General features: G+C 71.2%; 14 protein-coding genes. 12 read left to right on the forward strand and 2 right to left on the reverse strand.

All coding sequences use genetic code 11. The annotated features are described in order from the left end of the window. Nucleotides 1-71: 71 nt before the first annotated feature. The 7 genes from AC0L6F_RS14175 to AC0L6F_RS14205 all read left to right on the forward strand — a co-directional run bounded on the left by AC0L6F_RS14175 (nt 72) and on the right by AC0L6F_RS14205 (nt 6294). Complete coding sequence (locus tag AC0L6F_RS14175; protein ID WP_259611353.1) at nt 72-449, forward strand: PLDc N-terminal domain-containing protein; 378 nt, start codon at nt 72-74, stop codon at nt 447-449. After that, nucleotides 334-2190: a 2-succinyl-5-enolpyruvyl-6-hydroxy-3-cyclohexene-1-carboxylic-acid synthase gene (gene menD, locus AC0L6F_RS14180; RefSeq protein WP_473538380.1), complete on the forward strand. Its 1857-nt coding sequence runs from the start codon at nt 334-336 to the stop codon at nt 2188-2190. The genes AC0L6F_RS14175 and menD overlap by 116 nt, the downstream gene beginning before the upstream one ends. Before the next feature lie 32 nt (nt 2191-2222). Then, entirely contained in the window at nt 2223-3086 is an 864-nt protein-coding gene (locus tag AC0L6F_RS14185; RefSeq protein ID WP_473538381.1) for a PPK2 family polyphosphate kinase, read from the forward strand. 78 nt (nt 3087-3164) lie between these two features. Further along, the gene (locus AC0L6F_RS14190; RefSeq protein ID WP_259611354.1) at nt 3165-3533 is read left to right on the forward strand and encodes a PadR family transcriptional regulator; all 369 of its coding nucleotides are present in this window, start codon (nt 3165-3167) and stop codon (nt 3531-3533) included. Further along, nucleotides 3530-4417, forward strand: a complete 888-nt coding sequence (locus tag AC0L6F_RS14195) for a permease prefix domain 1-containing protein (protein WP_259611355.1) — start codon at nt 3530-3532, stop codon at nt 4415-4417. Before AC0L6F_RS14190 ends, AC0L6F_RS14195 begins: the two co-directional genes overlap by 4 nt. Before the next feature lie 66 nt (nt 4418-4483). After that, nucleotides 4484-5488, forward strand: coding sequence for an ABC transporter ATP-binding protein (locus AC0L6F_RS14200; protein WP_274637228.1), 1005 nt, complete (start codon nt 4484-4486; stop codon nt 5486-5488). Then, a complete protein-coding gene (locus AC0L6F_RS14205) occupies nt 5485-6294 on the forward strand; it encodes an ABC transporter permease (RefSeq protein WP_274637229.1) in 810 nt (269 codons plus the stop codon). The genes AC0L6F_RS14200 and AC0L6F_RS14205 overlap by 4 nt, the downstream gene beginning before the upstream one ends. A 26-nt stretch (nt 6295-6320) precedes the next feature. Here AC0L6F_RS14205 and AC0L6F_RS14210 read toward each other — a convergent pair whose 3' ends face one another. Continuing rightward, nucleotides 6321-7586: an isochorismate synthase gene (locus AC0L6F_RS14210; RefSeq protein ID WP_473538383.1), complete on the reverse strand. Its 1266-nt coding sequence runs from the start codon at nt 7584-7586 to the stop codon at nt 6321-6323. Nucleotides 7587-7776: 190 nt separating this feature from the next. Here AC0L6F_RS14210 and AC0L6F_RS14215 point away from each other — a divergent pair, with 190 nt between their 5' ends. From AC0L6F_RS14215 to AC0L6F_RS14230, 4 genes are all read left to right on the forward strand, one after another. After that, entirely contained in the window at nt 7777-8316 is a 540-nt protein-coding gene (locus AC0L6F_RS14215) for a YgaC family protein (RefSeq protein WP_259611357.1), read from the forward strand. 85 nt (nt 8317-8401) lie between these two features. Continuing rightward, nucleotides 8402-9091 carry a class I SAM-dependent methyltransferase gene (locus AC0L6F_RS14220; protein WP_473540010.1) on the forward strand — a complete coding sequence of 230 codons (690 nt, stop codon included), beginning with the start codon at nt 8402-8404 and terminating at the stop codon, nt 9089-9091. Beyond that, nucleotides 9088-10149, forward strand: a complete 1062-nt coding sequence (locus tag AC0L6F_RS14225) for a polyprenyl synthetase family protein (RefSeq protein WP_274637232.1) — start codon at nt 9088-9090, stop codon at nt 10147-10149. The genes AC0L6F_RS14220 and AC0L6F_RS14225 overlap by 4 nt, the downstream gene beginning before the upstream one ends. A 55-nt stretch (nt 10150-10204) precedes the next feature. Next, complete coding sequence (locus AC0L6F_RS14230) at nt 10205-11578, forward strand: FAD-dependent oxidoreductase (protein ID WP_274637233.1); 1374 nt, start codon at nt 10205-10207, stop codon at nt 11576-11578. Nucleotides 11579-12116: 538 nt separating this feature from the next. On the opposite strand, the gene AC0L6F_RS14235 is transcribed toward AC0L6F_RS14230, so the two are convergent. Further along, nucleotides 12117-12605: a YajQ family cyclic di-GMP-binding protein gene (locus AC0L6F_RS14235; protein WP_259611362.1), complete on the reverse strand. Its 489-nt coding sequence runs from the start codon at nt 12603-12605 to the stop codon at nt 12117-12119. Between the two features lie 222 nt (nt 12606-12827). Here AC0L6F_RS14235 and AC0L6F_RS14240 point away from each other — a divergent pair, with 222 nt between their 5' ends. Next, nucleotides 12828-14060, forward strand: a complete 1233-nt coding sequence (locus AC0L6F_RS14240; protein WP_259611363.1) for a sugar ABC transporter substrate-binding protein — start codon at nt 12828-12830, stop codon at nt 14058-14060. The last annotated feature ends 18 nt before the right edge of the window (nt 14061-14078 follow it).

A 14078-nucleotide genomic window follows, 5' to 3' on the forward strand; every position in this document is an offset into this window, starting at 1 on the left:
TCCTATGCAGGACGCCTGTGTGCGGGCTCCGGAACGGGGCTCGTCCCAGCGGCTCGGCTTAGGATGAGGGCATGGCTCGGCTGCTTCTGATCCTCGTCCTCGCGGCGGTGATCTTCTGGGTGTTCGCGGTGGTGGATGCCGCGGTGCAGCCGCCCGCACGCCACCGGGGTGTGAGCAAGCCGGTGTGGGTCGTCATCGTCATCGTGTTCCCGGTCGTGGGCGGCATCCTGTGGTTCACGGTGGGCCGCGTGAGCGCCCGCGCGTCGCGGGTCATCGCCCCTGACGACGACCCCGAATTCCTCCGCGGGCTGGGCCCGTCCTCGGCCGGGCCGCATGCCGCACGGCACAGCGCCGCCGAGCAGGCGGAGCGCATCCGCCAGCTCGAGCAGGACCTGGCCCGCAGCGACCCCGACGACGAAGACCCGCCGGCGAGCCCGCGTGGGCGCTGACGGGTCGCCGGCCACGGATGCTGCGGCCGCCCTGCTCGGCCGGCTCGTCGAGCGGGGAATCCGGCATGTCGTGCTCAGCCCCGGCTCGCGCTCGCAGGCGCTGGCGCTGGTCGCGGCCGAGCTCGAACGTCGCGGTGTGATCCGCCTGCACGTGCGCATCGACGAGCGGGTCGCCGGCTTCACCGCCCTCGGCCTCGGCCGCGAATCGGGGATGCCGGCGGCCGTGATCTGCACGTCCGGCACAGCGACCGCCAACCTGCTGCCGGCGGTGATGGAGGCGGATCACTCCGGCGTGCCGCTCCTGCTGCTGACCGCCGACCGGCCGCCCGAGCTGCGCGGCGTCGGGGCGAACCAGACCACCCACCAGCCCGGCATGTTCGGTGCGCACGTGCGCTGGCAGATCGGCCTCCCCGTCCCGGATGGCGTCGACCCAGACGGCTCGTCGCCGCAGGCCGCGGCGGTGCGCGAGGTCGCCGACACCGCGTGGGATGCCGCGCAGGGCGGCGCCGGCCCCCGCGGTCCGGTGCACCTGAACCTGCCGTACCGCGAGCCGCTGTCGGGGCCGCTGCCCGGATGGCTGCCGGCCTCTCGACTCGCTTCGCTCGCTCCGGGACCTGACCCTGCCAGGTCCCTGAGCGAGGAGCGCAGCGACGAGTCGAAGGGCCGGGCGCCGCAGAGACCGGCCGGCACCGGCCCGCGCATCCTCGACCGCGGCCCGCGCACGATCGTCGTCGCCGGAGCCGATGCCGGACCTTCCGCCGAGCAGCTCGCCCACGACGGCGACTGGCCGCTGGTCGCCGAGATCGTCAGCGGGGCGCGCTTCGGTCGTCACCTCGTGCACGGGCACCGCGCCCTGCTGCGCGACCCGGAGCTGGGCGGACGCGTCCAGCGGGCGGTCGTGTTCGGGCATCCCACCCTGTCGCGCGAGGTCACCGCGCTGCTGGCGCGGCGCGACGTCGAGGTGATCGCCGTCGACGGGCCGGGCGAGCGGTTGAACCTGAACGGGGCGACCGTGCCCGCGGCATCCGTCGTCGTCGCCGACGGCGAAGGCGACCGCGACTGGCGGGGGGAGTGGATGCGGGCCTCCCGCGCGGCCGCGGTGGATCTGACCCCGCCCGCCCCCGACGCGGACGGACTGGCCTCGGCCGTTCCGCGCGAGCGGCTCAGCGCGATCTCGGCCGAGGTCGACATCCTGCGCACCCCGCTGTCGCGCGAACTGCTGGTGGATGCCGTGTGGCGCGCGACCTGGCCGCATGACCGGCTGATGTTCGGCTCGTCGCGTCTGGTGCGGGTGGCCGACGGCATCCTGCCGGGCAAGAAGGTGCCGGTGCACGCCAACCGGGGACTTGCCGGCATCGACGGCACCGTCTCGACCGCGATCGGAATCGCCGCGGCCCTCCGCGACGACGGGGGCGTCGGCGTCACCCGGGTGCTGCTGGGCGATCTGGCGCTGCTGCACGACGTGGGGGCCCTGCTCCTGCCCGAGCCCGAGCGCGACCTGCGCATCCAGGTCATCGTCGGCAACGACGGCGGGGGCACGATCTTCGACGGCCTCGAGGTCGCGGCGACCACGGACGCCGAGGCCATGGCCCGCGTGATGTACACGCCGCAGCAGGTCGACATCGCCGGGCTGGCGGCCGCGTACGGCTGGGAGCACGAGCGGGTCGCCACCCGCTCCGGGCTCGACCAGGCGCTGACCGCCGGCGGGCTCCGCATCATCGAGGTGCCGCTGCCGCGGTAGCGCCGCCGCCGGGCCGCGGCCATGATGGCCTCATGACCTCGAAGAGCCAGAAGCACTGGACCGGTGACGTCTCGACCCTCCTGCGCGTGGGGCGCGGATTCCGGCTGGACCGGGTGGATGCCGAGGCCACGCCCGGCTACGGCCGCCGCAAGCGCGACTCGATCGACGACCTCGTCGCCGGCGCGGACGAGATGAGCGAGCTGCAGGAGCGGTTGTTCGCCGAGAGCCGCGGCGGGGGGACGGATGCCTCGGTCCTGCTCGTGCTGCAGGCGATGGACACCGCGGGCAAGGGCGGCATCATCCGGCACGTGGTCGGGTCGGTCGACCCGCAGGGCGTGTCGCTGGCGGCGTTCAAGAAGCCGACCCCGGAGGAGCTGGCGCACGACTTCCTGTGGCGGGTGCGCTCCCGGCTGCCCGAGCCGGGCATGATCGGCGTGTTCGACCGCTCGCACTACGAGGACGTGCTGATCGGCAAGGTGCGCGAGCTCGCCGACCCCGCCGAGATCGAGCGGCGGTACGACGCCATCAACGCGTTCGAGGCCGAGTTGGCGGCATCCGGCACCCGCATCGTGAAGGTCATGCTGCACATCTCGTCGGGAGAGCAGCGCGACCGGCTGATGGAGCGGCTGGACCGCCCCGACAAGCACTGGAAGTACAACCCCGGCGATGTGGACGAGCGGATGCTGTGGCCCGCCTACATGAGCGCGTACCAGACGGTCTTCGACCGGACCTCGACCGACGCCGCACCCTGGTACGTCGTCCCGGCGAACCGCAAGTGGTACGCGCGGCTGGCGGTGCAGGGCCTCATGCTCGATGCGCTGGCCGACATCGGCCCGCACTGGCCGGCCGCGACCTATGACGTCGCCGCCGAGCGCGAGCGGCTGCGCGCGACCTGACTTCGACCGCGGCAGCGCTTCTCGCCGCCGGCAGTCTGTTCTTCCTCGTAGAGTAGTTGATGTGATACAGTACTTGACGTGAGTGAAGACAGCGCCTTCGCCGCCGACCTGATCCGCGGCCACACCGACACCATCGTGCTCGGCGTGCTCCGGCGCGGCGACAGCTACGGCTTCGAGATCTACAAGGCGATCCGCGAGGCCACCGGCGGCGACTACGAGATCAAAGAGGCCACCCTCTACGCCACGTATCGGCGCCTGGAGCGCGACGGCCTCGCCGAGTCGTACTGGGGCGACGAGACTCAGGGCGGCCGCCGCAAGTACTACCGCATCACCGACGCCGGCCGTGCGGTCTACACGTCCAACGTCGCCGCCTGGGTCGCGACCCGGCGCATCATCGACTCCCTCCTGACCCCCGGCGAGACCCCTCGGAAGGCCGCAGAGCAATGAACACCGACATCCATCGCCTCCTGGACGAGGCCTTCGCCGGTATCGAGATGACGCCGGACACGCAGGACCTGAAGGAGGAGGTCCGCGCCAACCTGATCGCACGGGTCGCCGAGCTCGAGGCATCCGGTGTGCCGGCGACGGATGCCGCATCCCGCGCCGTCACGGAGCTGGGCGATGTGCGCGAGCTGCTGGGCGAAGCGGTGACCCCGCGGGCGAAGCGCGACGGGTACGACGCCGCCGCCTACGCCGTGCACCGGGTGCGGCCCAAAGCCGGGTTCGTCGTGCGCACCGTCGCCTGGGCGCTCGCCGTCGTCGTGGGGCTGACCCTCGGCACGCTCGGGGCGACCGGAATCCTGCCGGTGCCGATCGGGCTGCTGTTCCTGCTGCTGGGCATCACCTCGACCGGGGCGTGGATGCTGGTGGGCGACGCACTCTCGCAGGAGACCACCACCAACCACCCGATGCCGCAGCCGCGCGCCGCCGGCTACGGGGTCGCGACGTTCCTCGGCGTCTTCGGCCTGGGCCTGGTCGGGCTCATCCTCACCCGGGCGCTGCCCGTCTGGACCGTCGTGTTCGCCGCCGTCGGCGTGATCGGCGCGATCATCCTGTACGCGTTCCTGGGCGCCACCCAGACCAACCGCCACAAAGCCTGGACCCGCCAGGCGCACGCCGACATGCCGCCGAACCGGTTCGAGACCGAGCCCGAGACCGCCGCCCGCTTCGGCATCTACAGCGCGGCGATCTGGCTGGTCACGTTCGGCCTGATCGTGCTGCTGGTGTTCACGGTCGGCTGGTGGTGGGCGCCGCTGGCCTTCCTCGGCGGCCTTGCCGCGATGATGCTCGTGCTGGCCCGGATGATGTTCGCCCCGCGCAAGGAGCGATGACCCGGCCCCCGCCGTCCCGCACCACCGTCTCCGTCACCCACCTCGATAAGGAAGGGATGCTTCGCCATGCCTGAAAACGCCATCTCGGCCGACGAGCTCGTCAAGGTCTACCCCGGCCGCGGCCGCCGTCCGGCGGTCCGGGCCCTGGACGGCCTCAGCCTGACCGTGCCCGCCGGCCGCGTGTTCGGCCTGCTCGGTCCGAACGGGGCCGGAAAGTCCACGACCACCAAGATCCTCACCACGCTGTCGCGCCCGACGAGCGGCACCGCCCGGGTCGCCGGGCACGACGTGGGCCGCGAGGCCGACGCCGTGCGCGCCGCGATCGGCTACGTCTCCCAGGGCGCGAGCACCGACCCGGTGCTGACGGCCGCCGAGAACCTCGAGATCGCCGCCCGGCTGCGCGGGGCGAGCACCGGCGATGCCCGCCGACGTGCGGCCCGGCTGCTCGACGAGTTCGGGCTGGGCGAGGCATCCCGCCGCCCGGTCTCGACGTTCTCCGGCGGCATGCGTCGCCGACTCGACGTGGCCGCGGCCCTCGTGCACCGGCCGCGGGTGCTGTTCCTCGACGAGCCCACGACCGGGCTGGACCCCGAGGCCCGCGCGACGATGTGGGCCGAGATCCGCCGGCTGTCCGCCCAGGAGGCGCTCACGGTCGTGCTGACCACGCACTACATGGAAGAGGCCGACCGCCTCGCCGACGAGCTGCTGGTCGTGAACCGCGGCCGCGCCGTCGTGGCGGGCACGCCCGATCAGCTCAAGGCCGCGCTGCACGGAGACTCGCTGCGCGTGAGCCTGGTCGAGCCCGATGCCGCGGCCGTCCGCACCGCGATCTCGGGGGTGCCGGGCCTGCGCGACGTGGTGGTCGAGGCATCCGGTGTCGGCGGCCTCCTGGCCGCCCGCACCGACGACGCCTCGGCCGCCGTCGGCGCCGTGATCGTGGCGCTGGATGCCGCGGGCATCCGATACGGCCAGGTCTCGGCATCCCACCCCACGCTGGACGACGTGTACCTGCACTTCGTCGGCCGCACCTTCGGCGAGCACGCCGACGTCCCGGAAGGAGTCGCGGCATGACCGCCCTCGCAATCCATGCCCCCGCGGTGTACCGCGCGGGTTGGTTCACGCAAACCGGCCAGGTGCTGCGCCGCTGGCTGATCTCCACGTTCCGGCAGGTATGGGGACCGGTGATGAGCCTGCTGCAGCCGGTGATCTGGATCGTGCTGTTCGGCCAGGTCTTCCGGTCGCTCGGGGTGCTGCCGCAGTTCGGGGGCAGCGGGTACATCGCCTATCTCGTGCCCGGCATCCTGATGATGACCGTCCTCTACTCGGGCGCCTGGGCCGGCACCGGCTACATCGACGACATCGGCTCGGGGGTGATGGATCAGTACCTCAGCTCACCGATCCGGCGTTCGGCCATCATCACCGGGCAGCTCGTGCAGCAGCTGATCATCAACCTCGCCCAGTCCCTGATCGTGCTCGGCATCGGCGCGCTCGCCGGCGCCCGCTACCCGGGCGGAATCGGCGGGATGCTGCTGGCCCTGGCCGTCGCGACGGTGCTGGCGACGATCTTCTGCTGCTGTTCGACGGCGGTCGCGCTGATCTCGCGCAGCCAGATCGCGCTCATCAGCCTCTCGCAGATGATCGTCCTGCCGGCCACGTTCCTGTCGACCACGATGATGCCGGCCGCACTCATGCCCTCCTGGGTGCAGGCCGTCTCGCGATGGAACCCGATGACCTGGGCCGTCGAGCTCGGTCGGGGCGGGCTGTCCGGGTCGCTTCCGGATGGCGCCTGGTGGCAGGCCGGAGGGCTCGTGCTGCTGGCGGCGCTGGCATTCTGGTGGGCGGTGCGCGCGCTGCGCAGCTACCAGCGCTCGATCTGAACGCGCGACTTCCGCGGCGGGATGTCTCAGGCCAGGGCGTCGACGATCGGGCGGAACTTCACCCGGGTCTCGAGCAGCTCGGTCTCGGGGTCGCTGCCGGCGACGATGCCGGCGCCGGCATGCGCGGTCACCGGGATCAGGCCGCCGACGGCCTGCGTGCCGAACTCCGCTCCGCGCAGCGCGATCGCCCACTCGCCGTCGCCGCGGGCGTCGATCCAGCCGACCGGGCCGGCGTACCGGCCGCGGTCGAACGGCTCGAGCCGGCGGATCACCTCGATCGCGGCATTCGTCGGCGTTCCGGCCACGGCCGCCGTGGGGTGCAGCGTGCGGATCAGGTCCAGTGAAGTCGCGCCGTCGGTCAGCGTGCCGGCGACGTCGGTGGCGAGGTGCCAGACGTTGGGCAGCTCGAGCGTGAACGGATGCTCGTCCGCGGTCAGGCCGGTGGTGTGCGGCGTGAGGGCGTCCAGCACGCTCTGCACGGCGTAGGCGTGCTCGTCGAGGTCCTTGGCGCTGGCCGCCAGAGCGACGGCGGCCGCGGCATCCTCCGGCGCATCCGCGCCGCGTGCCGAGGTGCCGGCCAGCACGCGGGCGGTCACCCGACCGCCGTTCACGGTGGCGAGGGTCTCGGGACTCGCCCCGATGATGCCGTCGACGGCATATGTCCAGGTGTCGGGGTATCCGGTGGCCAGTTCGTGCACCAGCCGGCGCAGGTCGGCCCCCGCCGGGACGGTGCCGACCAGGTCGCGGGCCAGCACCACCTTGCCGACCTCGCCCGCCGCGATCGTCGCCAGCGCCGCGGTGACGGCGGCCTGGTATCCGTCCGGGTCGAGCGCGCCCGGGCCCAGGGTCGCCGACCAATACGGGTCGTAGAGGATCGGCGCGGGGTCGGGTGCGGCATCCTGCCCGTCGTCGAGACGGATGCTGGTGACCCAGCCGCGTCCACCCCGCCGGCCGATGATCAGCTCGGGCACGACGATCGAGCTGGACGCGGCCGAGCGCTCGTCGAAGGTGAGGGCGCCGAAGCCGATCAGGCCGGTGCCGGGGATGCCGACCGTGTCGTCGATGACGGCGTGCGCGGCCAGACGCGTCCAGGCGCGGGAGAGCGCCTCGGCGCGGGGCTCGTGCGCGGTCGCGTCGACGTCGATGCGGGTGACGCTGCCGCGGGCGGCCATCCCATCGCCGCGGCGCAGCCAGACCAGGGGCGCCGCCGGGTCGGCGTACTCGATGAGATCGGCCGCCGGATCGACTTCGCGCGTGCGGACGTGCAGTCGCAGGGAGGGCGATCCGGTCACCCCTCCAGCCTACGGCGCCCTCGCCCCTCGCTCGTCCCGCCCCTCCTCGTCCCGCCCTGCCTGTGTCTCGAGATCGTACGATTCGGCCGAGTGCACATCAATTTCGGCCCAGGATGATGTTCACTCGGCCAAATCGTACGATCCCGGAAGGAGATCCCGGAAGGAGAGGGGAGGGCCGTAGACTCGGCGGGTGAGCGACGCAGACCGCCCGCGGCCCGGGACTCGGCTGACCTTCCGGTGGCGGAAATGGGACGGCTCGCCGCACTGGGAGCACGACTGCCTCTTCCTCGGCTCGGACGACTGGGGCGACTGGGTCGGGCAGCCGGCGGGATGGCGCAGCCACCGCCCGGGGCGCGAGATCACCGCGGCCGGGCCGAACGTCACGCTGATCCCGCCGAGCGGCGAATACGCGCTCACGTTCAACCAGGCGCCGCCCGCTGACTACCGCGTGTACATCGACCTCGCGTGGGATGTGCACTGGACCGGGACGGAGCCGGGCGGCATCGACATGGACCTCGACGTCATCCGCGACGTGCACGGCCGCATCTGGATCGACGACGAGGACGAATGGGACGAGCACCGCATCGCCCAGGGCTACCCGCTGGATGTCGTCGCCCGGCTCGAACAGCTCGCCACCGAGCTGAAGGGACGGGTCGAAGCATCCGCCCCGCCGTTCGACGACGCCACCGCCGCGCCCTGGTTCGACCGCCTCGCGGCACTCCGCCGCTGACCCGAGCCGCCCGGCCTAGACTCGACGGGTGAGTGCAGAGCCGAATCGCGCCGACCTCGGCAAGGACCCGGGCCGGGTCAGCGGCATGTTCGACCAGGTCGCGGCCGGCTACGACCGCACCAACACAGTGCTGAGCCTGGGCAACGACAAGCTGTGGCGCATCGCGGCCACGCGCGCGGTCGCGCCGCGTCCGGGCCGGCGCATCCTCGACCTGGCCGCCGGCACCGGGGCCAGCTCGGTCTCGCTCGCCCGCAGCGGCGCCGAGGTCGTGGCCGCCGACTTCTCGCCGGGGATGATCGCCGAAGGCCGCCGCCGGCACTCCGGCATCCCGAACCTCACGTTCGAGCAGGCGGATGCTGTGGCCCTGCCGTTCGACGACGACACGTTCGACACCGTCACGATCTCGTTCGGACTGCGCAACGTGAACGAGCCGCAGCGGGCGCTCGCCGAGATGCTGCGCGTGACCCGGCCCGGCGGACACCTGGTGATCTGCGAGTTCTCCCACCCCCAGTCGACGGCCTTCGCCGGGCTCTACGGCTTCTACAACAACCGGATCCTGCCGGTGGTCGCCAAGGCCGTCAGCACGAACGCCGAAGCCTACGAATACCTCAACGAGTCCATCCGCGAATGGCCCGACCAGCGCGCCCTGGCCGCCTGGATCCGCGCGGCGGGCTGGACCGATGTCGCCTACCGCAACCTCACATTCGGGATCGTCGCGCTGCACCGCGCCACGAAGCCGGACCTGCGAAACCAGCCGGGTAGGCTGGAGGGGTGACTCCGAGCCCTTCCGTGCCGGGCTCGCGCGTGGCGGGCCGGCTCGGCTTGACCGAACGGGTCTTCGCCGGCGCCAAGTCCCGCAAGCTGATGCGCACCGTCGAAGACGGCCTGACGCGCGTCGAGAGCGCCCTGGCCGACGAGCTGCGGATGACCGATCCGCTCGTGGATGCCACCACCCGGTACCTCTACGAGGCCGGCGGAAAGCGCATCCGGCCGATGCTGGTGCTGCTGACCTGCCAGCTCGGCGACGGCCTCACCGATGCCGTCATCGAGTCGGCCACGGCCCTGGAGCTGACCCATCTGGGCTCGCTGTACCACGACGACGTGATGGACGACGCGGACGTGCGCCGCGGCGTCCCGGCCGCGCACTCGGTGTGGGGCAACAGCATCGCCATCCTCACCGGGGACCTGCTGTTCTCCCGTGCCAGCCAGATCATGGCCCGCCATGGCGACCGCGCCATCCGGCTGCAGGCCGACACGTTCGAGCGCCTGGTGCTCGGCCAGATGCACGAGACGATCGGCGCCCAGCCCGGCGACGACCCGGTCGCGTTCTACCTGCAGGTGCTCTCGGACAAGACCGGGTCGCTGATCGCCGCGGCCGCCCAGTCCGGTGTCATCTTCAGCAACGGCCCGGACGAATACCGGCAGCCGCTGGTCACGTTCGGCGAGAAGGCCGGTGTCGCGTTCCAGCTGCTGGACGACGTCATCGACCTGTCCGGTGATCCGGACGAGACCGGCAAGGTGCCCGGCACCGATCTGCGCGCCGGCGTGCCGACGATGCCCTACCTGCTGCTCGGGCAGCGCACGGATGCCGCATCCGCCGCGCTGCACGCCCGCATCGACGCCGGCGTCGCCGAGATCGCCGACGGAGCCGACCCCGGCATCCTCGACGAGGCGCTGACGGCCCTGCGCGAGCACGACGCCACCGCCCAGACGCGGGAACTGGCCCGCCAGTGGTCGCTCGAGGCGATCGCGGCGATCGAACCGCTGCCCGACGGACCGGTCCGCGAGGCGCTCACCCGCTTCGCCGAGGCCGTCGCCGATCGCAGCAGCTGACCCTTCTGCACGGGCCGGGCCGAACGGCCGCGCCCGACCATTCCGAGAGGACTCCATGACCAAGCTCCGGCTGGCGATCATCGGCGCGGGCCCGGCGGGCATCTACGCCGCCGACAACCTGCTGAAGGCCGAGCGCAAGTTCGACGTCTCCATCGACCTGTTCGAGCGGCTGCCCGCGCCCTACGGGCTCGTCCGCTACGGCGTCGCCCCCGACCACCCGCGCATCAAGGGGATCATCACGGCCCTGCGCGACGTGCTCGACCGCGGCGACATCCGCATCTTCGGCAACGTCGAGTTCGGCACCGACCTGACCCTGGACGACTTGCGCGAGCACTACCACGCGGTGATCTTCGCCACCGGAGCGGTGCGCGACTCGCCGCTGCCGATCCCCGGCGCCGACGCGATCGGATCGTTCGGGGCCGGCGACTTCGTCAGCTGGTACGACGGTCACCCCGATGTGCCCCGCGAGTGGCCGCTGGAGGCGGCATCCGTCGCCGTTGTGGGCAACGGCAACGTGGCCCTGGACGTGTCGCGGATGCTGGCCAAGCACGTCGAGGACCTGCTGCCCACCGAGATCCCGCCGAACGTGCACGACGGACTGGCCGCCTCGAAGGTCACCGACGTGCACGTGTTCGGTCGGCGTGGCCCCGCGCAGGTGAAGTTCACCCCGCTCGAGCTGCGTGAGCTGGGCGAGCTGCGCGACGTCGACATGGTGCTGTACGACGAGGACTTCGACTACGACGAGGCCTCGAAGGAGGCGATCGCCACGAACAAGCAGGTGATGGTCATCGACCGCATCCTGCAGTCCTGGCGCCAGCGTCCGAGCGCGAACGGCGCCGGGGGCGAGGCATCCCGACGTCTGCACCTGCATTTCTATGCGAAACCCCTTCAGGTGCGCACGGATGCCGAGGGCCGGGCGATCGCCTTCGTGTACGAGCGCACCCGCCCCGACGGGCAGGGCGGGGTCGTCGGCACCGGAGAGGTGCGCGAGGTGCCGGTGCAGGCCGTCTACCGGGCGATCGGCTACTTCGGTTCGCCGCTGCCGGGCATCCCCTTCGACAAGCGGCATGGCGTCGTCCCCAACCGGGAGGGCCAGGTGCTGCGCAAGGAGTCGAACGAGCACGTGCCCGGTGTGTACGCCACCGGATGGGTCAAGCGCGGGCCGGTCGGCCTGATCGGCCACACCAAGTCGGACGCGATGGAGACCGTGCGGCACGTGATCAACGACCAGGCGTCGTGGTGGAACCCGGCTCATCCGGAGGAGGAGTCGATCCCGCAGCTGCTGGCCGAGCGCGGCGTCGCCTGGACCGACCTGGACGGCTGGCACCGCCTGGACGCGCACGAGATCGCCCTGGGCGCGCCGCACGAGCGCGCCCGGATCAAGGTCGTGCCCCGCGACGAGATGGTGCGCATCTCCCGCGGCGAGTGACGCGCGGCGCCACGTCCGTCCTACGCTGAGACCATCGCGCTCTGGCTGGCTCCGGCCCTGCGGGGGCGCGGCGGGTGAATCCGGCGCGCCGCCGGTCGGCTCGACATCGGTCGGGCCGACAAGTAGCGTGGAACCGGTTGGTCACGCGGGCGTCGCGTCGGGTCCCCAGCTCGATGAAGCGCCCGTTCCCCAGACGGGACCGTCGCCTGCGGTGACATAGCCATCGTGGGTGCCGCGAGTCTTCGATCCCCAAAGACGATCACTCGTGGCACCCACCCTCTTTCCGCGTTTGGGCGTCACCGTATGCCGTGACGTGCCGGTGTTCGACTCCCCAGTCGTCTGCCCGGCGTTCGTCACTCGGCGAAACCCGTCCCAGTGCGTCAAGTGATTTCAACCTACCCTCAGCCGATCCCGCGTGTCCACCGAATGGGGGACAAGACGACGGATCTTCAGCGAATCTTAAGCCTGCGTTCGCGGCGGGTGTGGATTCGCGTTTCGGCGAGGGCGATGAGGGTCTTGCGCGAGCGGTGTGTCGGCGTCAGCGGTAGTTGATGAACTGCAGGTCGACGTCCAGATCCGCGGCCTTCAGCAGCCGGATGACCTCCTGCAGATCGTCCCGGCTCTTGGACTGCACGCGCAGTTCGTCGCCCTGGATCTGCGACTTGACCCCGCGCGGGGCCTCGTCGCGGATGATCTTGCTGATCTTCTTCGCGTTCTCCTGCGCGATGCCGTCCTTCAGGCTGGACGTGATGCGGAACTCCTTGCCGCTGGCCTCGGGCTCGCCCGACTCGAGGCTCTTCAGCGAGATGCCGCGTTTGATCAGCTTGGACTGGAACACGTCCAGCACCGCCGCCGCGCGCTCCTCGGTGCTCGCCTTGATCAGGATCTGCTCGCCGCTCCACTCGATCGACGCACCGGTGCCCTTGAAGTCATACCGTTGCTCGACCTCTTTGCGGGCCTGGTTCAGGGCGTTGTCCGCCTCCTGATGATCGACCTTGGAGACGATGTCGAAGGATGAGTCAGCCATGACGACGAGTCTAACGAGCCCGCCCGCCGGCGGCGACGGCCGTACGCCTGACGCCATGGAAGCGCTTCCAATGGCGCCGACAAGATCACGAGATGGTATCGGCCATCCTGCGGGATTGTGGGAAGCAGCATCCTGGGTGACAATGTAAGCGCTTGCAATGCGAGCGCATCCTGGGCGGGGCCCTTCGAGGCCTGCCCACCGATTCCAGAGAGGCACACACCGATGAAGGTGAACAAGAAGGGCGCCATCGCCATTGCGGCGCTGATCGCCGGGAGCATGCTCGGCTTGGCCGGCTGCGCCGGACAGGCCGCGAACGAGCCCAAGAAGACGAGCGCCGGCACCCTGACCGTCTGGGTCGACGCCGACCGGGCCCGCGCCCTGAAGGACGTCGCCGCCGAGTTCCAGAAGGACAAGGGCATCAAGGTCGACCTGGTCGTCAAGGACTACGGCAAGATCCAGCAGGACTTCACCGCGCAGGTGCCCACCGGCAAGGGCCCCGACCTGACGATCGGCGGTCACGACTGGACCGGTGGTTTCGTGCAGGACGGCATCATCGCCCCGATCGAGCTCGGCGACAAGGCGTCCCAGTTCGAGAAGGTCGCGCTGCAGGCGGTCACCTACGACGGCAAGACCTACGGGCTGCCGTACGCCATCGAGAACATCGCGATCCTGCGCAACACCAAGCTGGTCGACTCCACCCCGGCCACGTTCGACGCGATGATCGCCGCCGGCAAGAAGGCCGGCACCAAGTACCCGTTCGTCGTGGGCCTGGACCCGCAGGCGGCCGATCCGTACCACCTGTACCCGTTCCAGACCTCGTTCGGCAACTCGGTGTTCGCCCAGAACGCAGACGGCTCGTACGACGCCTCGAAGCTCACGATCGGCGACTCGGCCGGCGACGCCTTCGCCGCCTGGCTCGGATCGCAGGGCGCCAAGGGCACCAAGGTGATCAACCTGAACCTCTCGCAGGACATCGCCAAGGAGGCCTTCCTGGCCGGCGACGCGCCGTACCTGCTGACCGGTCCCTGGAACGTGGCCGACGCGCAGGCCAAGGGCATCGACGTCTCGGTCGACCCGATCCCGTCGGCCGGCGGCAAGACCGCCGCGCCGTTCGCGGGCGTGCAGACGTTCTTCCTGAGCGCCAAGTCGAAGAACGCCCTGTCGGCGACCGACTTCCTGGTCAACTACATCGCCACCGACCCGGTGCAGACCGCGCTGTACAAGGCCGGCGGCCGTCCGCCGGCACTGACCACCGCGTACCAGGCCGCGCAGTCCGACCCGATCATCGCCGGCTTCGGCAAGGTCGGCGAGAACGCCGTGCCGATGCCGTCGATCCCGCAGATGGGTTCGGTGTGGGATGACTGGGGCAAGACCGAGGCCGCCATCATCAAGGGTGCCGACCCGACCTCGAGCTGGCAGAAGATGACCTCGAACATCGAGGCCAAGCTCAAGTAGCGCACCCGGTGGGGGCGG

This window comes from Microbacterium sp. G2-16M (assembly GCF_055809115.1).